Genomic DNA, 22,832 nt, shown 5'->3' with positions numbered 1-22,832 from the left:
CCTTGAACAGGGCGATCTTGAATGACCCCGTGTCGGAGGCTTGCGGCTCGCCTCCGCCGACATTGAAAAGCCCGCTCATTTGCTAATAAATCCGCAATGTGCCGCCGACCGGCGGACCCGCACGGCGGTTCCTTGTTACCGCAACGCACGGGGGCCGGGGCGAGCGCCGACAGGACCCAGTCGCATGACCTCCCCGCCCGACCGCCCCTTCGCCGCCACGGCCGGCCACGATCCGGAGGCGAGCGAGGAGGACCGAATGCGGCCCGGCGAGGTCGCCGTTCCGCTTCCGGAGGGCTTTGATGCCGGGCTGTTCTATATCGGCCGCGTCCGCACGCCCTGGCACCACCGCGGCGACTGCCCGCGCAACGCCCGCCAGTCGGATGCCGTCTGCACGATCGAGCTCGACCCGCGTTACGCCCAAGGGCTGACCGGGGTCGAGACCTGCACGCATCTGCTGGTGCTCTACTGGATGCACCAGGCCCGCCGCGACCTGGTCGTGCAGGCGCCGCGACACTACGGCGAGCCTCGCGGCACCTTCGCGCTGCGCTCGCCGGTGCGGCCGAACCCGATCGCCGCCAGCGTGGCGCGGCTGGTCGCAGTCGAGGGCACCCGTCTCACGGTGATCGGGCTCGACTGCCTCGACGGCACGCCGCTCCTCGACCTCAAACCCTATTTCGCCTCGACCGACGCGGTCGCCGACGCCGTGGTCGGCTGGCACGCCGCCCGCAAGAGCTGACCGGCGCATCCCATGCCGGAGCTTGGCGCGACCTGGGTATGACGGCGTGTCGCCCCCCCCGCGTCGCCCGTCGGGACAGTCGGGTTCATGGCGATCGCCGGGCGATTTCGCGGCGTGGTTGACGAATCATTGCCGGCGCGGCGGCGCGCGGTCCGCCATCTGATGCGCAAAAAGCCCCGAAAAATCGCCTCTATCTGAAGGCGACCGGCGCCGGCGGCCATCGGCCGGGGCGCCGCCGCGCGGCTCTCCCGAGATGTCTTAAATTGCAATTAAATTTGCGCCTTTCCGGTTTGAACCGCCTGAAGACCTCATCTGACACAAAGGCGGGGAACACGGGGGGTGTCATGACAAACTTCGCTCTAGCTCGTTCCATCATCGCCGCATCCGTCGCCGGCCTGTTGCTGACCGGTGCGGCGTCGGCCAATCCATTCGCGCTGTTCGCGCCCGTGCTGACGCCGCAGGCCGCCGTCGCCCCGACCGACACCGTGATCCCGCGCGACGAGGCGCCGCTGGAGCAGGTGTCGCGCTTCCGCCGGCAGACCCTCGACTACAAGACCAGCGAGCCGGCCGGCACCATCATCATCGATACGGCCAACACCTATCTCTACTACGTGCTCGGCAACGGCCGCGCGGTCCGCTACGGCATCGGCGTCGGCCGCGACGGCTTCCGGTGGTCGGGCACGCAGTCGATCACCCGCAAGGCCGAGTGGCCCGACTGGACGCCGCCCACCGAGATGGTGCGGCGCCAGCCCTATTTGCCGCGCTTCGTCGCCGGCGGCCCCAACAATCCGCTCGGCGCCCGCGCCCTCTATCTCGGCGACACCATCTACCGCATCCACGGCACCAACGCGCCCGAGACGATCGGCGAGCGCGTGTCGTCGGGCTGCATCCGCATGGTCAACGCCGACGTCATCGACCTCTATTCGCGCGTCACTGTCGGCACCCGGGTGATCGTCCTGTCGGGCCGCGACCGCCACGTGGAGAGCACCAGCGCCCCCCGCGGCTGAGCTTCACGCGAGACGGAGCGGGCCCGTGCCGGCCCGCGCCGAAGAACAAATCGGTTCTACTGTCCTGAACAGCAAAACGTCTCACAACACTCGTCTTCTCTGAGCCTCACTCCACTTGGCCGGCCCCGGATGCCCCCGGGGCCGGCCTTTTTCATGGAGGGCCCGAGAAAAAGGGCCGCCAGCCGTGCATAACGGCGACATTCGGACCGTCGAGCCGCGGGCTAATACTCGTTCTGAAAGTTTAGTCGCGCACGATCTTTTAATCATCTCACGAGAACTGCGTTTCCTTTCCGGATCCATTAATTCGACTCCGTCTAAATCCCGACGGTGCCGTGCAAACATATCCCGACCATGACTCATCCAAAGAAGCCGCTCCCATTGCAGCTCCTGATCGTCTCCGCCGGGGTCGTGATCGGCCTGTCCGCCGGTGCGATCGGGATCACGATCGAGTATTTGCGCAAGGATGCGATCCGGGTGGCCGAGCGGGAGAGCACCACCAACGCGCTCATGGTCGCCGACCAGCTCATCCGCTCGATCGAGCCGGTCGACAAGCTGCTGACCGAGCTGCGCGACGTGGTGCCGGAGCTCGGCATCGCGACCGCGACGGAGTTCCGGACCTATTTCAGCAAGGAGCCGATCATCCAGCTCCTGCACGACCGCATGGTCCGCGTCCCCACCGCAAAGGTGATGCGCATCTTCTCGGACGACGGCGCGCTGCTGCAATCGAGTTACCCGGTTCCGGTCGACGATCCGCAGGCTCCGCCCGGCGCTGCCGGCCGCCCGGCCGCGTCGATCGAAACGGATGGCCTTTTTGTCAGTGCGGCGGTCCGATCCGGATCGGCCGACGAGCGGCTGATCTACCTGAGCCGACACATCAAGGGCAGCGATGGGGATCTCGTGGGGACGGTCGCGGTGGGCGTGAACCTCGACTATTTCCACCGGGTCTACGACACGTTCTCGGCGCTCGCCGGGCAATCCTTCATCATCGCGCGCCGCGACGGGACCATCCTGGCCAACCGGCCGACCCTGACCGGCGTCACCGGTCCCACGATTCCGTTCGATACGCGCTGGTACGACGTGGTGGCCAGCGGGGGCGGAACATTCCGCTGGGCAGGCGGCGACGCCGACCACGGCCGGAGAATCGTCGCCGTCCGTCCCATCCCCGACACACCCTTCGTGGTCAGCGCCGCGATCCTCGAGAGCACGGCGCTCGAAGACTGGCGCAACCACGCGATCCGGATCGGTGCCGGGGCGCTGCTGGCCGCCTTGTGCGGGTTCGGTCTTCTCTGGGCCCTGAACCGCCAGGTCGGCCGCGTCCTCGCCTCCGAGGCCTCGCTGACCGAGCGTGAGGCGCGCCTGCAGGAGAAGTCGACCGAGGTCGAGCAGGTCAACATGCGGCTCGACGCGGCCCTCAACAACATGTCCCACGGCCTGTGCATGTTCGACCGCGATGGCCGGCTGCGGGTCTGCAACGACCGTTACCGCCGCATGTACCGGCTGTCGCGCGAGGCCACGCGGCCCGGCACATCGCTGCTGGAGCTGATGCGCGCACGGGTCGCCGCCGGCACCTTCTCGGGCGATCCCGACACTTACGTGGCCGAGGTGCGACGCACCAGCCAGGGCCTGCGGACGGGTCAGTTCACCGCCGAGCTCACCGACGGACGCATCGTCGCCGTGCTCAACGATCCGATGCCGAACGGCGGCTTCGTCTCGGTGCACGAGGACATCACCGAGCGCACCCGGGCCGAGATGCGGATTGCCCACATGGCCCGCCACGACCCGCTAACCGACATCGCCAACCGGCTCCTGTTCGGCGAGCGCATGGACGAGGCGCTCGATCGGCTCGAGCGCACCGGCAAGGGCTTTGCCGCCTTCATCTTCGACATCGACCTGTTCAAGTCGGTCAACGATTCGCTCGGGCACGGCGCCGGCGACACGCTCCTGCGGGCGGTGGCGCAGCGGCTGCAGCACTGCGTCAAGGACACCGACACGATCGGTCGCATCGGCGGCGACGAGTTCGCCGTCATCCAGATCGTCGAAGACAACCCGCGTGCCGCCGCCACTGCACTGGCCGCACGGCTGCTGGAGAAGATCCGGGCGCCTTACGAGATCGACGGCGAAAGCGTCGTCATCGGCATCAGCATCGGAGTCGCGATCGCCCCGCAGGATGGCACCGAGTCGAGCCAGATCCTCAAGAGCGCCGACCTCGCCCTCTATCGCGCCAAGGCCGATGGCCGCGGCTGCTACCGCTTCTTCGAGCCGGAGATGGACGCCAATGCCAGGCAGCGGCGCGAGTTCGAGTTCCAGCTTCGCGAGGCCCTGGTCCGCGAGGAGTTCGAGCTCCATTTCCAGCCGATCGTCGACATCGCCACCCACCAGCCCTGCGCCGTCGAGGCGCTGGTGCGCTGGCGCCATCCACAGCATGGCCTGATCCCGCCCGACAAGTTCATACCCGTCGCCGAGGAGATCGGCCTGATCATCCCGCTCGGCGAGTGGATCCTCAACGCCGCCTGCCGCACCGCCGCCGCCTGGCCCGATCACGTGCGCCTCGCCGTCAATCTCTCGGCCGTCCAGTTCCGCAGCGGCAATCTGGTCGATGTGGTGCGCGATGCGATCGCGCGCTCCGGCTTGCCGGCGACGCGGCTCGAGCTCGAGATCACCGAGTCCGTGCTGCTGCAGAAGGACCATGGCGGTCTCGCGGTGCTGCACGATCTCGCCGCGCTCGGCGTGCGCATCGTGCTCGACGATTTCGGCACCGGCTACTCGTCGCTGAGCTATCTGCAGATGTTCCCGTTCAGCAAGATCAAGATCGACAGATCCTTCGTCGCCGACCTGTCGAGCCGGTCCGACTGCGCCGCCATCGTCTGCACCGTGATCAACCTCGCCAAGGCGCTCGACATGGACACCACGGCCGAGGGCGTCGAGACCTGGGAGCAGGTCGACCTGCTGCGCGCCGCCGGCTGCCGCGAGGCCCAGGGCTGGCTGTTCGGCCGGCCGGGCCCGGCCGCGGCCCTGTCGTTCGAGGCCCAGCCCGCCGCGATCCAGGACGTCGCGGCGTAGCGCATCGTCAGGCGACGCGGAGCCACAGTCGCCGCAAATAATGAGATAATGAGATGCGGAACAGCACCTGCACCCGACGGCGTATTAACCGAATGGTAGCGCGAAGCGTCTATTCACCTGGGACGATGTAACAGGGCCGCGGCCGACGGCCGACGGAACGGCATACGGCCCATCCGCCAGGCGCTTCACCGCCCATGCCGCATCTTTCGTCGCACCGACACTGGCTTTCCTTCCGCGCCCTCATCGCCGTCACGGCGATCGTGATCGCGGCCTCGGTGCTGGCGATCGGCTTCGCGGTCTGGCAGCTCCGCAGCGATGCGATCGCGTCGGCGAACGAGGACTCCGACAACCTGGCCGTGGTGCTGGCCGACCAGATCAGCAGGGTCATCAAGCCGATCGACGACGGGCTCGTCGATCTCACCAGACATCGCCTGTCGCCCGACGAGGTGCGCCGCCTGCTCGGGAGCGCACGCTTCTACGACGAGTTGCAGGACCGCGCCGCCACACTTCCGCAGGCGACCGCGATCGTCGTCGTCGGCGCCGACGGCGATCTGCTCAACTGGACGCGCGACTGGCCACCGCGGCCGTTCGATTTCCGCGATCGTGCCTTCTACAAGGATCTGAGTCGGGCCGACACCGACGCGCTCCATGTCAGCGGGCCACTGCTGAGCCACAGCAGCAACACGCAGATCGTCCTGTTCACCCGCCGCCTGACCGGCCCCGACGGGGCCTTCTCGGGCGTCGTCGGCATCGGGATCCCGGTCGACTACTTCCGCAACGTCTACGAATCGATCGCCGCGCTGGCCGGCCGGTCCTTCTCCCTCGTTCGCGGCGACGGAACCGTGCTGGCCCGCTTTCCCAACGACTTCCTCGCCGTCGGCCAACGCATGGCCGACGGCTCGCCATGGTACGATGCGGCGGCGAAGGGCCGCGGCTTCTTTGTCTCGCCGGGCATGATCGACCAGATGAAGCGTCTGGTCGCGGTGCGGCCGGTTCCCGGGCTGCCGCTGTTCGTGGACGTGACCCTGACCGAGCAGGCGGCGCTCGCCACCTGGGAGCGCCGGGCCGCATGGATCGGCCTCGGCACGCTGCTGGCGGTGCTGTGCTGTGCCGTGCTGCTGCGCAGCTTCGTCGGCAAGTCGCGCGCCCTCGAGAAGACCAGCGCCCAGCTCGACGCGGCGCTCAACAACATGTCTTACGGCCTGTGCATGTTCGACCGCGACGGCCGGCTGCTCGTGCACAACGACCGCTATCTCGAGATGTACGGGCTGGATCCGGATCTGGCGCGTCCGGGCACGCCGCTGCGCGATCTGCTGCGGCTCCGGACCGTGGCCGGCACCGTCTGCGCCGACCCGGAGTCCTATCTGTCGGATATTTCGGCCGCGATGGCCTGCAAGTCCACCACGCAGGTCACCACCCGGCTCAGCGACGGGCGAGTGATCGCCGTGCTCAACGATCCGATCAAGGACGGCGGCTGGGTATCGGTGCACGACGACATCACCGAGCGCACCCGGGCCGAGATGCGGATCGCCCACATGGCCCGGCACGACGCCCTCACGGATCTGGCCAACCGGATGCTGTTCCGCGAGCGCATGGACGAGGCGATCGTGCGGCTCGAACGCACCGGCCAGGGCTTCAGCGTCCTGATCTTCGACATCGACCTGTTCAAGTCGGTCAACGACTCGCTCGGGCACACGGGGGGCGACGCGCTGCTCGAAGCGGTCGCCGAACGGCTGCGGCCGCATGCCGGGCCGAACGATACGATCGGCCGCATCGGCGGTGACGAGTTCGCCGTCATTCAGATCGTCGACAACGGGGCGCAAGTCGACTCCGCGGCGGCAACGCTCGCGCAGTGGCTGCTCGACGAGATCCGCAAGCCCTACCAGATCGACGGCGAGCGTATCGCGATCGGCATCAGCATCGGCCTCGCCGTCGCGCCGCGCGACGGCACCGAGCCGAGCCAGATCCTCAAGAACGCCGACCTCGCCCTCTATCGCGCCAAGGCCGACGGCCGCGGCTGCTTCCGCTTCTTCGAGCCGGAGATGGACGCCGACGTCCGCCAGCAGCGCGAGTTCGAGTTCCAACTCCGCGAGGCCCTGGTCCGCGAGGAGTTCGAGATCCATTTCCAGCCGATCGTCGACATCGCCACCCACCGGCCCTGCGCCGTCGAGGCGCTGGTCCGCTGGCGCCATCCACAGCATGGCCTGATCCCGCCCGACAAGTTCATACCCGTCGCCGAGGAGATCGGCCTGATCATCCCGCTCGGCGAGTGGATCCTCAACGCCGCCTGCCGCACCGCCGCCGCCTGGCCCGATCACGTGCGCCTCGCCGTCAATCTCTCGGCCGTCCAGTTCCGCAGCGGCAATCTGGTCGATGTGGTGCGCGATGCGATCGCGCGCTCCGGCTTGCCGGCGACGCGGCTCGAGCTCGAGATCACCGAGTCCGTGCTGCTGCAGAAGGACCATGGCGGTCTCGCGGTGCTGCACGATCTCGCCGCGCTCGGCGTGCGCATCGTGCTCGACGATTTCGGCACCGGCTACTCGTCGCTGAGCTATCTGCAGATGTTCCCGTTCAGCAAGATCAAGATCGACAGATCCTTCGTCGCCGACCTGTCGAGCCGGTCCGACTGCGCCGCCATCGTCTGCACCGTGATCAACCTCGCCAAGGCGCTCGACATGGACACCACGGCCGAGGGCGTCGAGACCTGGGAGCAGGTCGACCTGCTGCGCGCCGCCGGCTGCCGCGAGGCCCAGGGCTATCTGTTCGGCCGGCCGGGCTTCGCCAGCGCGCTTGCGCTCGACCGCCCGCTCGCCGCGCGCGGACCGGGCCGCGTGGCGGCATCGGCGCGCGACCGGGTGGCATGACCCTCCCCGGCGGTCGTCCCCGCTTCGCCGGGCCGTCCGGCATCCAGGCTCCGCAGACCACCTGACGCACCAGGCCGACGGATCGCGCCTGGCGGACGCCGGCGCCCGCATGCGGGTATGGGGCAACCGACTCGGAGCCCACAGTCCCGGCGCCGGCCCTGGATCGCGACAGCCTCGCATTGACACAGGTCCGTTCTGCCTTAAATTGAGACTTCGTTCCGAGGGGTGCTCCGGAAGGAGCTGAGAGACCGTCGGCCGACGCGGCGCTACCGAGCAACCATCCGGTTGCGGACACGCCGCCAGGCACCACGGAAACCCTTTGAACCTGATCCGGGTCATGCCGGCGAAGGGACAGGGACCATTCCCACTCCGACGCATGCTGGTTCCGGACGGCCCATTCACGGGAGGCTCCGAATGAACAAGCACACGCCCGCCACCGCGCTCGCCGTTCCGACCGTCACCACCGGCCCGATTGCCGGCTCGCGCAAGACCTACACGTCGCCCGCCGCGGCACCGGACCTGAAGGTCCCGGTGCGCGAGATCGTGCTGACCGAGGCCTCCGGCGAGCCGCCCGTGCCGGTCTACGACCCCTCCGGCCCCTACACGGACCCGAGCGCGACGATCGACGTCGAGGCCGGCCTGCCGCGCCTGCGCACCGCCTGGGTTCAGGAGCGCGGCGGCGTCGAGACCTATCAGGGCCGCGACATCAAGCCGGTCGACAACGGCAACGTCACGGGCGCGCATCTGGCCCGCGCCTTCCCGAACCAGCACGCTCCACTGCGCGCGCTCGACGGCAAGCCGGTGACGCAATACGAGTGGGCCAAGGCCGGCGTGATCACCAAGGAGATGGTCTACGTCGCCGAGCGCGAGAATCTCGGCCGCCAAAAGATGCTCGAGCGCGCCGAGGCGGCGCTCGCCGACGGCGAGCAGTTCGGCGGCGCGCTGCCCTCCTTCGTCACGCCGGAGCTCGTGCGCAGCGAGATCGCCCGCGGCCGCGCCATCATCCCGGCCAACATCAATCACGCCGAGCTCGAGCCGATGATCATCGGCCGCAACTTTCTCACCAAGATCAACGCGAACATCGGCAACTCCGCCGTGACCTCGTCGGTGGAGGAGGAGGTGGAGAAGATGGTGTGGGCGATCCGCTGGGGCGCCGACACCGTGATGGACCTCTCCACCGGCCGCAACATCCACAACACCCGCGAGTGGATCATCCGCAATTCGCCGGTGCCGATCGGCACCGTGCCGATCTATCAAGCTCTCGAAAAGGTGGATGGCGATCCCGTAAAACTCGACTGGGAGGTCTACAAGGACACGCTGATCGAGCAGTGCGAGCAGGGCGTCGACTACTTCACCATCCATGCCGGCGTGCGGCTCGCCTATGTGCCGCTGACCGCCAGCCGGGTCACCGGCATTGTTTCGCGCGGCGGATCCATCATGGCGAAGTGGTGCCTGGCGCACCACCGCGAGTCGTTCCTGTACGAGCGCTTCGACGAGATCTGCGACCTGATGCGCAAGTACGACGTCTCGTTCTCGCTCGGCGACGGCCTGCGGCCTGGCTCGATCGCCGACGCCAACGACCGCGCCCAGTTCGCCGAGCTGGAGACGCTGGGCGAGCTCACCCAGATCGCCTGGAAGAAAGGCTGCCAGGTGATGATCGAGGGCCCCGGCCACGTGCCGATGCACAAGATCAAGATCAACATGGACAAGCAACTGAAGGAGTGCGGCGAGGCGCCCTTCTACACGCTCGGCCCGCTGACGACCGACATCGCCCCCGGCTACGACCACATCACCAGCGGCATCGGCGCCGCCATGATCGGCTGGTTCGGCTGCGCCATGCTCTGCTACGTGACGCCGAAGGAGCATCTCGGCCTGCCCAACCGCGACGACGTCAAGACCGGCGTGATCACCTACAAGATCGCGGCGCACGCGGCCGATCTCGCCAAGGGCCACCCGGCCGCGCAGGTCCGCGACGACGCACTCTCCCGCGCCCGCTTCGAGTTCCGCTGGCAGGATCAGTTCAACCTCGGCCTCGATCCCGATACGGCGCTGGCCTATCACGACGAGACCCTGCCCAAGGACGCCCACAAGGTCGCCCATTTCTGCTCGATGTGCGGCCCGAAATTCTGCTCGATGAAGATCACCCAGGATGTGCGGGACTATGCGGCCGGGCTGGGCGACAATGAGCGCGCGGCGCTCTACCCGACGGACGGAGCGGCCGGCTCCGGCCACTCTCCTCGTCCTGAGGAGGGCGTGCGAGCGCCCATCTCGAAGGACGAGGCCGCCGCCGGCATGAAGGAGATGTCGGAAAAATTCCTGAAGATGGGCGGGCAGGTCTATGTCGAGACCAATGCCGTGAAAGCCAGCAACAAGGCGCTGTGAGGCTTGGCTTGATTTCGTGAGATGAAGGGCTGGTCCGGCAACGCCGACCCGCCCTTTTCTTTCGATAGAGGGGAATGCGCTTCGCTATTTCGCCCCGCGCCTGCTCACCGACCGCCCGCCGCCTCCAGACGTGCCGCCATCTCGCGAAAACCGCGGGCCTTGGCGAGGGCGAGCGGTGTCCTGCCGTCTCGGTCGGCGAGGTTTGGAGTCGCCCCGGCATTGAGCAGCGCCGTCAGGCAGGCGAGATGATTCGGGCCGCCGTCGCCGAGCACGATCGACTCGATCAGCGCCGTCCAGCCGAGATTGTTGACGTGGTCGAGCGGCGCGCCGGCGGCGATCAGCAAGCGCACCACCTCGGCGTGGCCGAGATGCGCGGCGGCGATCAATGCCGTCCCGCGATAGGGGCTCGTCACCAGCTTGGCGTCGCCACCGAGCTCGAGGGCGAGGCGCAGCATGGACACATCGTTCGCCACGGCCGCGATGGTGACGATGTCGTAGCTCTGGCGATCGAGGGCGCGCACGTCGGCACCGGCCTTGGCCAGCACCCGCGCCGCCTCGGCATGGGTGCGGAACACGGCGACGTGCAATGGCGTGCGGCCATTCTGGTCACGCGCGTCGATGGCCGCGCCGCGCGCCAGCTCGGCAGTAAGCGCAGGGACGTCGCCTGCGGCGGCCGCCGCATGCAGGCCGGCGTAACGAGCGATCTCCTCGGACGAGGGAGCCACCTGCGCGCGCGCCGGCCCGATGACCGCGGCAAGCGCGACAGTCATGATGATCATCGCCATGGCGCCGCGCATCATTGGCCTCCGTGCCGTCGGCCGCCATCGTACCGTCCCAACGAAGGTGCAAGATACCGAACGCCGTTCACGTTTCCGACAAGCACGCGTCGATCTTGGAATAGGTTTCGCTCCACTCGAGCCATCCTGCGGGCTTCGCCGTCCCTGTGCGCTCAACAGGCTCCTCCGGGCCAGCCGAAAGCTCCGCCCCGCTCGCCGGCGCGTGCGCTTCGCCGCTCGTTGCGCTACCCTCCGGGTCGGCACATCAACCCCCAGGTGGACCATGGCGCACATCACCTATCGGATCGTCCAGCATGACGGAGGCTGGGCCTACAAGGTCGACGACGTGTTCTCGGAGCCGTTCCCGAGCCATGCGGATGCGCTGGCTGCCGCGCAACGAGCCGCACAGGAGCAGCGCATCCCGGACCAGACCCAGGTCATCGAATACGAAGACGCCGCCGGCAAGTGGCACACCGAAACCGCGATGGGCGGCGATCGTCCGGACACCGAGGTGGAGGACAGCCCGTAGCAACCGTAGCCGGCGCGTACCGGACGCCGGCCATGGTCGGTCTTCGGCAAGCAGCGATTCATACATCGCGCGTTCCCGCGCGGGGCTCTAGCCCGAGACGCATGTGCCTCGCAGCCCGACCCGTCCACGCCACGCGCTATGGCGCCAGCGCATCGGCGGCGAGCACCCAGGTGCTGCCCTGCAGCCGGCCCTCGGTGATCATCTCCACGGTGACCCGGTTGGTCCTCGGATCATGGCGCAGGATTTTGACGGCGAGCGGATTGATGAACTGCCAGGCCTCGCGCCGCCCGAGAATCCTGCTCTCGTAGGCGGCGACGGCTTTCGCACCGGCGGCTTTCTTCACCCGCCGCCACTGCGCCAGCCCGGCGGCGTCGTCGAACCAGATCGAATTGGGCTTCACCTGCACGGTGGCGCCGGCGCGGAACTCGGCCGCGCGGCTCCCGCCAGCCATGATCGCGGTGCTCAGGGTGGCCAGAAGTAGAAGGGCGGCGAAGCGTCTCATGGGTCCTTGGTATCGACCAGGGGCCGAGCGGTTCGAGGCGATGTCCAGCCGCCGACGCCCGGGTCGCGACGCGCCGACGGCCCCAGGCCGGCGCTATTTCAACGACAGCGCCATCCCGCTGAGGTCGAGATTGGCGATCAGGCCGACCTGGCGGCCCTGCAGCTCGAGCACGGCGCCCTTCTGGTTGCGCAGCACGATCGCCTGGGCGCCCGGGCCGATGGCGCCGCCGGCCCCGGCGGCGCCGTAGACCCCGGCGACGTCGGAGGGCCGGCCGATATTGCTGACCCGGCCGTGGAGATTGGCTTTCGAGGCGCCGAAGACGAGGCCGGCGGACAGCCCGCCGATCGACAGCCGATACTTGCGCCCCTGGAACGTCAGCGTGCCGCCGCCGCCCGAGCCGCCGATGAACCAGCCGCCCTTGTAGATGGTGAGCGAGATGCTGCCGCTGTCGGCGCGGGCCACCGGGGCCGCGCAAAACAGAGCCGCGAGAGCGACGAGAGCGATCCGGAATCCCGATGTGAGCCGCATGCCAAAAGTTCTCCCCAGGGCGCCCGGCGCCCGAATCGCCGATCCATCGCACGAAAGCGGTACGACACTGTGGTGGACGGCGAGCAGAACGATCAACGACACGGACGGTAACCTGTCCTGCCGATCGCGTTCCCCTTTCGTCGCGAGAACCTGGATCGCCGCTCGCCACACTACCGTTCACGTCGCGTTGGGTCGCCCTGCGTCGAAGAGGAGGCGCGAAATGTCGGACACGGTCCTCGGCTTCTGGGATTTCTTCTGGATCTGGTGGATCGTCGCGGTGCTGGGCGGCGGCACGTCCTACCTCTCGTCGCGCGACAAGCCGCAGCTCGAAAAGCTCGAGCAGCAGATCGCGGCGTTGACGGAGGAGATTCGCTCCTCGAAGGGCGGCGGCGCGGCGCCCGCCGACCTGCCGGATCGCCGAGGATGACGCCGTCATACCGAAACGCTCTCGCGGTTCTCGTCGCCAACGAAGCGGCGGCGGAGGTGTCGTTCCTGTACGCCCTGCACGAGCGCGACCGCTTCGACGCCGCCGCGTTCTGGGAGCTCTTCGACGCCATGGCGGTGATCGCCGCCGCCCCGCCGCGGCAGCGTGCGGCGGCACGCCGCGCGGCGGCGTTCGTGCATCGTGCGATCCTGATGCATGTCATCCACCATCTCAGCCCGCACGACGGCTCCCGGATACGCCGCTGTCCGGGGCGCCGCCTACAGGCCTATCTCGACCGGCTCGACTGGGTGTTCGTCCCGGTGACCGACGGCACGCGCGGCTATGGGCCGGCGCCGGACGTCGACGATGGCTTGCGCCGGCCGCAACCGCGCCGGACCCGGACCGCTCGAAGGACCGCGCCGCGGACCCGCCTGCCGACGTCGACCGCATGACCACCCGGCACGGCTCCACCCTCGGGACACGAACCATGCGCGCCCCTGCCCGCCTCGCCCTCGGCTTCGTGCTGTCGCTCACCGTCGCCGCCGGGCTTCAGCACGCCGTGCTGGCCGGTTATGGCGGGGGCGATGCCACGGCGGCCCTGGTCGCGCTCGCGGGCCTCGTCGCGATGATCACGGCCGTGTTCGGGCTGGTGGTCTGGCATCGCTGGTCGGCCGCCCGTATCCGCCGGACCGCCCTGGCGATCCTGGCTGTTCTGCTGGTGCTCGGGCTCGGCCTCTGGGCCGCCGGCACCCTGATGAGCGGCCCCGGCCTCGGCGGCCGCATCGCCGAGGATCTCGCCGTGCTGGTCGATCTCGCGATCCTGCTGCCCGCCGCCGCCGCCGTGCCGGTCCACTGGCTGTTCTTGCGCCACGCCCAGCCGTAAACCTTGTCGGCGGATCGCGCCCCGGCCGCGGCGGGCTTGCGCTATCATGGCGGCTCACCCGAACGAGACCGCCCGTGGACCCGTCCGCCATCAACAGCTTCGACGCCGTGATCGGGGCGCTGGCGCTGCTCGCCGCCCTGATGGGCTTCACCACGGGCCTGATGCGCAGCCTGGCGACCATCCTGGGCTATGTCGCGGCGGCGCCCGTCGCCATCTATGCCACCCCGATCGTGACAGCCATGCTGGCCGGCCAGCCGGGCGCGCCCGAGGTGCCGCCGGCCGTGATCTTCGCCGGCGTCCTGGTGGCGAGCGGGATCGCGCTCGGCGCGCTGATGCGCACCGCCGTCGCGGCCGTGATCGGCCCGATCGTCGGCCTGCCGGACCGGCTCGCCGGCGCGATGCTGGGGGCCGGTCGCATCGGCCTCGTCGCCGTCGTGCTGGTGCTGGTGTTCGACCGGATCATCCCGCCGCATCTGCAGCCGCGGTTTCTCGCCGAGTCGCGCCTGCGCCCGGTGCTCGCCACCGCTGCGGCCGCCGGGCTCAAGACCCTGCCGCCCGAGGTCGAGACCTTCATCGACCGGCTGAAGCGCGAGCGCGGCCTCTGAGCGGCCACGTCGGGCCGGACGGCGCGCTTCGCCGACGCGGCGCTGCGCTGTATGGTCCCGTTGATTCGCCGAATCGGCCGGGCCGGGAGAGCGGAATGGCGCGCACACATGTCTTGGCAGCCGGCGGCATCGTGGTCCGCCATGGATCCAAGCCGCTGGTCGCGATCGTCCAGCGGCGCAAGGACAACGGCTGGGTGCTGCCGAAGGGCAAGCTCAAGCCGCTCGAGGACCCCATCACGGGCGCGCTGCGCGAGGTGATGGAGGAGACCGGCCACGACGTCGCGGTGCACGAGTTCCTCGGCGTCATCGCCTATCCGGTGCGCGGCTCCGTCAAGCTCGCCCAGTTCTGGCGCATGCAGGCGCTCGACGGCACGGTGAACGACCCGGCGCGCGACATCCGCGCCGTCGACTGGCTGCCGCTGTCGGAAGCCGTCGCCCGGCTCAGCGTGCCGCACGAGCAGGTCTTTCTCGGCGGCGTCGGCCCGGCGGCCCTCGCCTCGGTGCGGGCACAGCAGCGCGCCAAGCGGGCGGCCGTGCGAGAGCCGGTCCGCGCGGCGGGCCGGATCACGTCCGCCGAGCCGCCGGCGATCGTGCGGGCGACCGCTGCCGACCTGCCGCCCGCCAACAGTCAACCCAGCGTGCCGTCGCCCGGGCTGCTGCGCCGCATCGTCCAGGGTTGGACCTCACCGCGCCATCCGTGACGATCGCCGCGGCCACCTCTCCGGCGCCCTGACACCGCGGAGGTCGCGTGCTGCACCGGATCATGCCGCCGTCGATGCGAGCCCGCCTGCCGGCACCGGCCGAGCTCGGACCCGTGCTGATCCTGTTCCTGATCGCCGCGGCCCTGTTCGGCTTCATCCTGATCGCCGACCAGGTGCGCGAGGGCGACACCCACGCGCTCGACGCGGCGATCCTGACGTTGCTGCGCAACCCGGCCGATCTCGGCGACCCGATCGGCCCGCCCTGGTTCGAGATCATCGTCCGGGATCTGACCTCGCTCGGCAGCGTCACGGTGCTCACCGTGCTGACCGCGGTGGTGCTCGGCTTCCTCGTGGTCGACGGCAAGCGCGCCGCGGCCCTGCTGGTGTTCGTCTCGATCGCCGGTGGCGGCGTGCTGGTCGAGGCCGTCAAGCTGGTGGTGGCCCGCCCGCGCCCGGATCTCGTCGCCCATCTGGTCGACGTCCACACCTCCAGCTTCCCGAGCGGCCATGCGACCGCCTCGGCCGTCACGTTCCTCACGCTGGGCGTGCTGCTGGCGCGGGTGCAAAGCCGGCGACGCCTGAAGGCCTATGTGATCGGCACGGCCGTCGCCCTGACCCTCATGATCGGCGTCAGCCGCATCTATCTCGGCGTCCACTGGCCGAGCGACGTGCTGGCCGGCTGGTGCCTCGGCGCCGCCTGGGCGCTGCTGTGCGGCCAGGTCGGCGTATGGCTGCAGCGCCGCGGCCGGATCGAAAAGCCGTCCGAGCCGGCACCGGAGCAGGAGCCCCGCCACGACGACACCGCGAACGCTTCGCCGGCGGCGACGTCGATGTCCGGCATGCCCGAACGCCCTGCCCCGCTGCCCGCACAGGACCACGCCGTGCCTCATCCGGGCGTGCGGCGCGCCCTGCGCATCCTGCTCGCCGCCGCCTATGCGGCAGCGGGCGTCGCCCATGTGATGCGGCCTGAGCCGTTCATCGCCATCACGCCGGCCTTTGTGCCGCACCCGCACGACGTGATCCTGGTGACCGGCGCGCTGGAGATCGCCGGCGCCGTCGCGCTGCTGGTGCCGCGCACCCGAAAGCTCGCCGGCGTGATGCTGGCCCTCTATGCGGTCTGCGTGCTGCCGGCCAACATCAAGCAGGCCGTCGAGGGCATCGCGCTGCCGCCCGTGCCGGACACCTGGTGGTATCACGCGCCACGACTCGCCTTTCAGCCCGTGCTGGTATGGGCCGCGCTGTTCTGCGCCGGCGTCGTCGACTGGCCGGTCCGGGCGCGGTCACGCCGGCCGCCATCGTGATGTCTCCCCGGCGTGCCGGTACGGGCTTGCTGGCGCGCGCAGCCTGCCGTTCAATGCTCCCCACGAGGCACCGCTCGCAGCACCGGGGGCCGCCATGGCGCAAGGAACGGATTTCATTCTGCAGGCGCTCGCCGCCGAAGGACTCGGCCATCTGTTCATGGTGCCGGGCGGGCTGGTCGATCCGTTCCTGCCGGCGATCGGCCGGCAGCGCGGCCTGACGCCGATCGTCGCGGCCCACGAAGGCGGCGCCGCCTACATGGCGGATGGCTATGGGCGGGCGAGCGGCCGCTTCGGCGCTGTCCTGGGCATCGGCGGCCCGGGCCTCACCAACATGGCGACCGCGATCGCCGCGGCGAAGACCGACTCCGCTCCCGTGCTGGTGCTGAGCGGCGAGGTGGCGCGCGCCATGGAGGGCCTCGGCGCCTTCCAGGATGCGAGCCAGGCGACGCTGGACGATACCGCCGTGATGAAGCCGCTGACGCGCCTCTCGGCGACGGTCGCCGAGGCCGAGAACCTGAATCACTGGCTGCGCCACGCGCTCACCACGATGTTGTCGCGGCCGCGCGGGCCCGTGCATCTGTCGCTCACCCGCGACGCGCTGGTCGACGACTGCTCGGCGTCCTACGTGCCGGTGTCGCCCTTCTTCGCCGGTGATGCGCCGCTCAGCCTGCCGCAGGCGGAGGCGGCGCTGGCGACACTCACGGCGGCGAAGGACGGCCGCGGCCTGCGCATCGTCTGCCTGGCCGGCGCCGGCGTCGCCGACCCGGCCTCGGCCGCCGCATTGAAGACAGTGGCCGAGGGCTGGGCCATGCCTGTCGCCACGACGCTGCGCGCCAAGGACGTGTTCCCGGAGGACCATCCGCTGTCGCTCGGCGTATTCGGCTATGCCGGCACGCGGCACGCGACGGCGGCGGTCTTCGCCGACGACCTCGACGTGCTGCTCGTGCTCGGCTCCGGGCTCAACGAGCGCGACACCATGCACTGGACGCTGCGCGAGCGCACCAAGGCCGTGATGATCCACGTCAACACCGACATGGACGAGCTGACGGCGCATGGCCAGGCCGCCCATGCGGTGCCGGGCGGCGCCGGCGCATTTTTGCGCCTGATGGCGGAGCGCCTCGACGCCGGCCCGGCGGCGAGCGCCGCGCAGGCGGAGCGGCGCGCCTGGGTGGATCGGATCAAGGCCGGCCGCCGCCTCTACGACACCGAGAACTGCGCGCGCGAAACGCGGCCGATCCATCCCGCGGCAGCCGTCACGGCCTTGAGAAAAGCGTTTCCGCGCGGCGGCATCGTGCTGGTCGACTCCGGCGCGCACCGCGCCTTCATGGGCCACTACTGGACCGCCTACGAGCCCGGCACCTATGTCTCGGCCACCAATCTCGGCCCGATGGGCTGGGCCATTCCGGCGGCCGTCGGCGTGCAGTGCGCGCGAACAGACTGCCGCGTCGCCGTGGTGACGGGCGACGGCTGCATGCACATGCACGGCATCGAGATCCAGACGGCGGCGCGCCACCGGCTGCCGATCGTCTATGTGGTGCTCAACAACGCCGCACTCGGCAATGTGTGGCTGCGCGCCCACCAGGAAGGGCCGGTGCCGGCGGCGCTGACCAGCCTGCCGGATCACGACTGGGCGGGATTTGCGCGATCGCTCGGCGCCGAAGGGTTCACGGTCGACGACCCCGCAGCACTGGAGGAGACGTTCCAAAAGGCGCTCGCCTGCGGCACCACGGCCGTGGTCGACGTCAAGGCCGACAAGGACTGCCCGACGCCCGTCTACGATTTCTCGGCCGGCGCGAAGGCGTGGTCGTATCACGAGTGATGAGACGGCTTCCGTGGTCATTCCGGGACGGCGCAAAGCGCCGGACCCGGAATCCTGCCACGCAGTCGGGGTTTGCCGCTGGATTCCAGGTTCGCTGCTCCGCAGCGCCCCGGAATGACGGAGAGCTGAGGGAGCCCCCATGACCATCCTGACCATGGATCCGGCCGCGCTGCCGCCGGCGGCAAAGGCCCTCTACGATCAGATCGCGGCGAAGCGCACGGCGCATGGCGAGGGCTTCGGCGGCCCGTATCTGGCGCTGCTCAATCATCCGGAGCTGGCGCGCCGCATCGAGGACCTCGGCTTCTTCCTGAAGTTCGACGGCGTGCTGCCGCGCACCGCCTATCAGTTTATCGTGCTGTCGGTGGCGCGCTCGACCGGCGCCGCCTTCGAATGGCAGGACCACGTTCAGCACGCGCGTGCCGCCGGGCTGCCGGACGGCGTGATCGACGCGGTCGGCTCGGGCGGCACGGACGCGCTGCCCGATCCCTACCGGCTGTTGAGCGCGATCCTGGCCAAGACACTGACCTGGCAGGAGGTGCCCGACACGCTGCAGGCGGCGGCCGTAAAAGAGTTCGGGCGCGAGGGCCTGGTCGAGATCGTCGTGCTGTCCGGCTTCTATCAGATGTTCGCGGCGATCAATCAGGGTTTCGGGATCGGCCTGCCGCCGCACACCTGATCACGCCGCCGGCAGGTGGCGCCGGTTGGCAGCCCGCATCAACCGCTGGACGACGCCGGACAGCGAGAACAGCGTCACCTGGCTTTTGTCGTAGGTGCCGATCCCCAATATCTCGTTCGCCGCCATCAGGCCGCTCTCGACGGCGGGGCCGATCCCTTCGCCCAGATCCATGGTGGCGAGCCCGGCCGAATCGCCGATCAGCAGGCAGCGATCGCTCTTCACCTCGCCGTCGCGGGTGAACAGATAGTACGGATGCCCGGTCTCGTGCAGGCCCGCGGCGGTCGCCGCATCGAGCCGGCCGTCGCGAACGAGGTCGTCCAGAAACGCGCGAAAATGGTCGTGGATGTTGGTGCCGGTTTTCCGCAGATACTTCGCCTTGGCACCGAGGCCGATGTTCACGTGGCCGTCGCCTTTCGGCACCACCCAGGCATAGCCGACAAGGCCGCGGCGGAAGAACAGCCGGCAGGCGTCGTCGCGCGCCGGATAGGAAAACTCCTTCTCCAGCGTGACGATCTGGCGCGATTTTTGGCGCGGCTCCGCGAACAGACCCCGCCGCACCGGGCACATGGTGCCGCCGGCACCGATCAGCCAGCGGCACGCGAAGGCGTCGTCAATGACGAAGCGCTCGCCGTCGCGGCGAATGCTGCGCACCTCGTGCTGCACCACCTCGACGCCGGAGCGCGCCAGCAGCCAGGCGTCGAACTCGACCCGGCGAATGGAAAAGTTTTCGCCCGGCGTCGGAAACCAGCGAAGCGCGAACGGCAACCCGCGCACATGGGTTCGGATGTCGAGCCGCAGCATCGGATACGGATAGTCGCCGGGCCCGATCTCGAGATCGCGCAAGACCTTCTCGGTGATCCAACCGGCGCACAGCTTGAGGCGGGGAAAGCGTGCCTTGTCGAGGACGAGCACGCCGCGCCCGTGCTGCACCAGGCGCCGGGCACAGGTGCTGCCGGCCGGTCCGCCGCCGACGATGATGGTCTCGACCTCGCGCATCGCCGGCAGCGATACGACGGACCACGGACCCGGCGCAAGCCGCCGGCGGCACCGCCGGGCCAGGGTCCGCACGGCCCGGCTCGCCCCATCGGTGACGCGCAGGCTTCAGGCCCAGGGGGCATCCCGCGGCACGCGTACAACCCGATTGCTCGCATTACGGGAATATGCCAGCATTCCGGTTGTGGTGCGGCGTTGCGTTCGGGGGACGGGTATGCGGATCAGCGAACTGGCTTTTCGCGCGAGCCGCAGACCAGCCCGAGTTCCTGCGCGAACGCCCGGCTTGTGCGCCAGCCTTCTCGGCTTGCTGCTGGGCGGCTGCTTCGTGCAGGACCGCTCCTATGTGCTGGCCAAGCCCGACGAGACCTCGGGAAGCTGGCGGATCGAGCACCGGATCGACCGCATCACCGGCAAGCCCGCCCCGACCGCCTTCGTGACCACGATGCTGTCGAACAACAAGACGACAGCGATCCGGCCGGCACTCGTCCAGGTGATGTGTTTCGAGGACAAGCCGATCGTCCGCTTCTCGTTCGACCTGCGGGTCGGCGCCGACCGCAACTCGACCTTCGCGTACCGGGTCGACAACCGGCCGGGCAGCGAGGTCGACGCCACCTTCCTGGAAGATCGCAAGACCATCGCGATCGACGACACCGCCGTGGTGGCGAGGTTCATCGAGGATGTATCGGCCGGCAGCATGCTGCTGGTGCGGACCGAGTCGCTGTTCGCCGGCCGCACCGTCGCCGAGTTCCGCATCGTCGGCGCGAAGGCGGCCTTCGCCCCGGTGTTGGAGGCCTGCCCGCTGCCGGCCGGCGCGCCGGCCAGGCCTGCGACCTGACGGATCGCTGCGCTCACCCGTAGGCGGGATTGCGGTCCAGAAGCTCGATCGAGATGCTCTCGGGGCCGCGGATGAAGCAGATGCGGATGCCGGGCCGCGGCGCGTGCGGCTCCTTGGTGAACACGACGCCCTTCTGCTTCAGCTCGGCCGCGACCGCATCGATGCCCTGGACCACCAGACCGAAATGATCGAGCCCGCGGCACGGCAGCGCCGGCGACGGATGGACGCCATCAGTCGACCCGACCGGCGCGATGAAGATCTTGGCGCCGCCGAGCTTCAGGTCGATGCGCGGCTTGCCCTGCTCGACACTGCGGAGAATCTCGGCGCCGAGCATGCGCTCGAACCACTGCGCCATCGCCTCGGGATCGCTGGTGCGCAGATGAACGTGGTCGAACACGAAGGCGGACATGCGGAAGCTCCGGGATGGGTTACGGGCGGCGCCACCTTAGAACATGTCCCGGCGAGGTGGGAAACGGTTCACTGGACGGGCCTCGATGCGTGCCCGCGCGTTGTCATGGCCGCGCCGTTCACGTTCCAGACGGCGGCCAGGCGGTGCCGTTCGCCGTCACCGACACGCCGCTGCCGCCATAAACGAAGGTCATCGTGGTGGCCTTCTGCGCCTCCATCATCCGGACGAATCGCTCGACGGCCACCTGCGGGTCGCTGACCTCGCGATAGGAGTCTTCGGGGCTGGTGTGCTCGAGCGCATAGGCCTGGGCCGTGATGGCGTGCGATATGCGGATGGACTGCCGCAGGTGCGCGTCGGAGGCGACCAGCGCGTCGATCGCCGCGAGATCGTCGCGCTCGCCCGCCGCATGGATACCGGTGTCATCCACCGTGAAACTGACGGGCGGCTCGCTTGCGAGCCCCGCGGAGGCGAAGGCCGTGTCGAGCTCCTCGGCCAGGTCGGCCGTCATGGTCTCCACGCCCTCGCGGGTCGGCGGGGCGAAGCGCCGTACCGAGGCGGGATCGATCGCATAGGCGACGGTGCCGTCGCGGCGCGACATCACGATCGCCGGCGATGCCGCAGTGGAGGGCGTCGCAGTCGTTTCCGTGGTCGAACCGGACGCCGTCGCCGACGACGCATCTTCGGCCGCGGCGAGCGCGGCGGCGAAGCTGCTGTCGGCCGTGCGGCCGGCGCGGGACCCGGAGGCATTCGGCGTCGGCGACGCCGAGACGGCAGATATGGTCATGACCCCAACTCCACTCACGATCCGGGGTCGCAATCTGCAAGTCCGGTGCCGGTCCCTGTATCGCCGAAGTCCTTATGGCGCAGGCCTATCCTGCACGGCATGGCACGACGAGACTGGTCAGGAGTTGCCCGGCCGGAAAATGCTGCCGACCAGAATCACCCCAGTCGGGCGGGCGCCGACATGCGGCCGAATCGTTTACGTTCGCGGTCTACGATTCGGGTGTCTGGACACGGGGCTCGACCACCGCATGACGGCGTCGGCATGGCGCGATGAACGAAACCAGCGGTCGCTGGCGCGGCTGCGCAAGGCGCTGCCGGAGATTTTTCCTGCGCCCGTGCTCGACCGCGCGCTGGCGCGGCCCCTGATCCCGCCGCTGCCCCGCATAGCGATCGACGGCTTCTGGCGGGCGCATCCCTTGCGCGCCGACCGCCTCTCGCGCGCGCTCGCCGCAAAGAGCGGCACGCCGGTCGGCTGGACGTGGCGCATCGCCGAGACCGGCACCAAGCGGCCCGACCGCGCACGCGGCCTGCCGGCGAGCTTTCGCACCCCGCCTGCGCCCTATCGCGAGCCGGCCTTCGCGCCCGGCGGCGGCCGCTGCTGCGTCTGCGGTCAGCCGGTCTTCCGCTTCGGCTGGCATGTCGACCTGTGGGATCGCGGACCCAACCGCAACGCCGAATGGCACGCCGCCTGCGTGGTCGCCTGGCAGTTCTGGGTGGCGCCGACCGAGCATGTCGCTCTCCTGAGAAAGCTTCAGCAGCGCCGCTGCGCCGCCCGCGGAAAACGGCTGTGGCGGACAGCCGAGGTCGATCACCGCGTGCCGCTGTTCGAGGTCTGGCGCGACCATCGTGACACGCCCTGGCCCGACCTGCTGGGGTTCTGGGGCCTGCCCAACCTGCAGGTGATCAACCGCGACGTCCATGTCGAGAAATGCGCCGACGAGGCGCGCGGCCGCAGCGAGCGACGCCGCGGCGAGAGCGCGCGCGAGCCGGCGTGAGCCGCGGCCTGCGATCTCCTCACG

General features: G+C 69.5%; 22 protein-coding genes and 1 riboswitch. Of the genes, 16 read left to right on the top strand and 6 right to left on the bottom strand.

The window, feature by feature from the left end; genetic code table 11:
* The first annotated feature begins 184 nt into the window (after nt 1-184).
* From tsaA to thiC, 5 genes are all read left to right on the top strand, one after another.
* On the top strand, nt 185-736 hold the full coding sequence (gene tsaA / locus HXX10_RS00725) for a tRNA (N6-threonylcarbamoyladenosine(37)-N6)-methyltransferase TrmO (RefSeq protein ID WP_296519423.1): 552 nt from the start codon (nt 185-187) through the stop codon (nt 734-736).
* A gap of 344 nt (nt 737-1,080) precedes the next feature.
* Complete coding sequence (locus HXX10_RS00720; RefSeq protein ID WP_296519422.1) at nt 1,081-1,743, top strand: L,D-transpeptidase; 663 nt, start codon at nt 1,081-1,083, stop codon at nt 1,741-1,743.
* 351 nt (nt 1,744-2,094) lie between these two features.
* Nucleotides 2,095-4,803, top strand: a complete 2,709-nt coding sequence (locus tag HXX10_RS00715) for an EAL domain-containing protein (RefSeq protein WP_296519421.1) — start codon at nt 2,095-2,097, stop codon at nt 4,801-4,803.
* 194 nt (nt 4,804-4,997) lie between these two features.
* On the top strand, nt 4,998-7,667 hold the full coding sequence (locus tag HXX10_RS00710) for an EAL domain-containing protein (protein WP_296519420.1): 2,670 nt from the start codon (nt 4,998-5,000) through the stop codon (nt 7,665-7,667).
* Between the two features lie 211 nt (nt 7,668-7,878).
* Nucleotides 7,879-8,037, top strand: a riboswitch (TPP riboswitch).
* Between the two features lie 44 nt (nt 8,038-8,081).
* A complete protein-coding gene (thiC, locus tag HXX10_RS00705) occupies nt 8,082-10,049 on the top strand; it encodes a phosphomethylpyrimidine synthase ThiC (protein WP_296519419.1) in 1,968 nt (655 codons plus the stop codon).
* Between the two features lie 104 nt (nt 10,050-10,153).
* Here the strand turns inward: thiC and HXX10_RS00700 are convergent, their stop codons facing one another.
* The gene (locus tag HXX10_RS00700) at nt 10,154-10,819 is read right to left on the bottom strand and encodes an ankyrin repeat domain-containing protein (protein WP_296519418.1); all 666 of its coding nucleotides are present in this window, start codon (nt 10,817-10,819) and stop codon (nt 10,154-10,156) included.
* Between the two features lie 289 nt (nt 10,820-11,108).
* Here HXX10_RS00700 and HXX10_RS00695 point away from each other — a divergent pair, with 289 nt between their 5' ends.
* Nucleotides 11,109-11,354 (top strand): DUF2188 domain-containing protein, encoded by a 246-nt coding sequence (locus tag HXX10_RS00695; protein WP_296519417.1) that lies wholly within the window; start codon nt 11,109-11,111, stop codon nt 11,352-11,354.
* 136 nt (nt 11,355-11,490) lie between these two features.
* Here HXX10_RS00695 and HXX10_RS00690 read toward each other — a convergent pair whose 3' ends face one another.
* Nucleotides 11,491-11,856, bottom strand: coding sequence for a hypothetical protein (locus tag HXX10_RS00690; RefSeq protein ID WP_296519416.1), 366 nt, complete (start codon nt 11,854-11,856; stop codon nt 11,491-11,493).
* A gap of 93 nt (nt 11,857-11,949) precedes the next feature.
* Complete coding sequence (locus HXX10_RS00685; RefSeq protein ID WP_296519415.1) at nt 11,950-12,384, bottom strand: hypothetical protein; 435 nt, start codon at nt 12,382-12,384, stop codon at nt 11,950-11,952.
* Nucleotides 12,385-12,604: 220 nt separating this feature from the next.
* On the opposite strand from HXX10_RS00685, the gene HXX10_RS00680 reads away from it, so the two are divergent.
* The 8 genes from HXX10_RS00680 (at nt 12,605) to HXX10_RS00645 (ending at nt 18,793) form a co-directional block, all read left to right on the top strand.
* The gene (locus tag HXX10_RS00680; protein WP_296519414.1) at nt 12,605-12,811 is read left to right on the top strand and encodes a hypothetical protein; all 207 of its coding nucleotides are present in this window, start codon (nt 12,605-12,607) and stop codon (nt 12,809-12,811) included.
* On the top strand, nt 12,808-13,260 hold the full coding sequence (locus tag HXX10_RS00675) for a hypothetical protein (RefSeq protein WP_296519413.1): 453 nt from the start codon (nt 12,808-12,810) through the stop codon (nt 13,258-13,260). Before HXX10_RS00680 ends, HXX10_RS00675 begins: the two co-directional genes overlap by 4 nt.
* Nucleotides 13,261-13,295: 35 nt before the next feature.
* Nucleotides 13,296-13,691: a hypothetical protein gene (locus tag HXX10_RS00670; RefSeq protein WP_296519412.1), complete on the top strand. Its 396-nt coding sequence runs from the start codon at nt 13,296-13,298 to the stop codon at nt 13,689-13,691.
* A 74-nt stretch (nt 13,692-13,765) separates the two neighbouring features.
* Complete coding sequence (locus HXX10_RS00665; protein WP_296519411.1) at nt 13,766-14,296, top strand: CvpA family protein; 531 nt, start codon at nt 13,766-13,768, stop codon at nt 14,294-14,296.
* 95 nt (nt 14,297-14,391) lie between these two features.
* The gene (locus HXX10_RS00660) at nt 14,392-14,997 is read left to right on the top strand and encodes an NUDIX domain-containing protein (RefSeq protein ID WP_296519410.1); all 606 of its coding nucleotides are present in this window, start codon (nt 14,392-14,394) and stop codon (nt 14,995-14,997) included.
* A gap of 47 nt (nt 14,998-15,044) precedes the next feature.
* Nucleotides 15,045-16,298, top strand: a complete 1,254-nt coding sequence (locus HXX10_RS00655) for a phosphatase PAP2 family protein (RefSeq protein WP_296519409.1) — start codon at nt 15,045-15,047, stop codon at nt 16,296-16,298.
* Between the two features lie 94 nt (nt 16,299-16,392).
* Nucleotides 16,393-18,117, top strand: a complete 1,725-nt coding sequence (locus tag HXX10_RS00650; RefSeq protein ID WP_296519408.1) for a thiamine pyrophosphate-binding protein — start codon at nt 16,393-16,395, stop codon at nt 18,115-18,117.
* A 139-nt stretch (nt 18,118-18,256) separates the two neighbouring features.
* Nucleotides 18,257-18,793 carry a carboxymuconolactone decarboxylase family protein gene (locus HXX10_RS00645; protein ID WP_296519407.1) on the top strand — a complete coding sequence of 179 codons (537 nt, stop codon included), beginning with the start codon at nt 18,257-18,259 and terminating at the stop codon, nt 18,791-18,793.
* On the opposite strand, the gene HXX10_RS00640 is transcribed toward HXX10_RS00645, so the two are convergent.
* On the bottom strand, nt 18,794-19,789 hold the full coding sequence (locus tag HXX10_RS00640) for an NAD(P)/FAD-dependent oxidoreductase (RefSeq protein WP_296519406.1): 996 nt from the start codon (nt 19,787-19,789) through the stop codon (nt 18,794-18,796).
* 280 nt (nt 19,790-20,069) lie between these two features.
* Here HXX10_RS00640 and HXX10_RS00635 point away from each other — a divergent pair, with 280 nt between their 5' ends.
* Nucleotides 20,070-20,621: a hypothetical protein gene (locus HXX10_RS00635; protein ID WP_296519405.1), complete on the top strand. Its 552-nt coding sequence runs from the start codon at nt 20,070-20,072 to the stop codon at nt 20,619-20,621.
* A gap of 13 nt (nt 20,622-20,634) precedes the next feature.
* Here the strand turns inward: HXX10_RS00635 and HXX10_RS00630 are convergent, their stop codons facing one another.
* Nucleotides 20,635-21,030: a VOC family protein gene (locus HXX10_RS00630; RefSeq protein ID WP_296519404.1), complete on the bottom strand. Its 396-nt coding sequence runs from the start codon at nt 21,028-21,030 to the stop codon at nt 20,635-20,637.
* 118 nt (nt 21,031-21,148) lie between these two features.
* Nucleotides 21,149-21,814 (bottom strand): hypothetical protein, encoded by a 666-nt coding sequence (locus tag HXX10_RS00625; RefSeq protein WP_296519403.1) that lies wholly within the window; start codon nt 21,812-21,814, stop codon nt 21,149-21,151.
* Nucleotides 21,815-22,061: 247 nt separating this feature from the next.
* Here HXX10_RS00625 and HXX10_RS00620 point away from each other — a divergent pair, with 247 nt between their 5' ends.
* The gene (locus tag HXX10_RS00620; RefSeq protein ID WP_296519402.1) at nt 22,062-22,808 is read left to right on the top strand and encodes a hypothetical protein; all 747 of its coding nucleotides are present in this window, start codon (nt 22,062-22,064) and stop codon (nt 22,806-22,808) included.
* The last annotated feature ends 24 nt before the right edge of the window (nt 22,809-22,832 follow it).

Source organism: Rhodoplanes sp., assembly GCF_013377085.1.
Classification (GTDB): domain Bacteria; phylum Pseudomonadota; class Alphaproteobacteria; order Rhizobiales; family Xanthobacteraceae; genus Rhodoplanes.
Note: the sequence above shows the minus strand (reverse complement) of the source record. Positions and strands in the feature narration are given on the sequence as shown.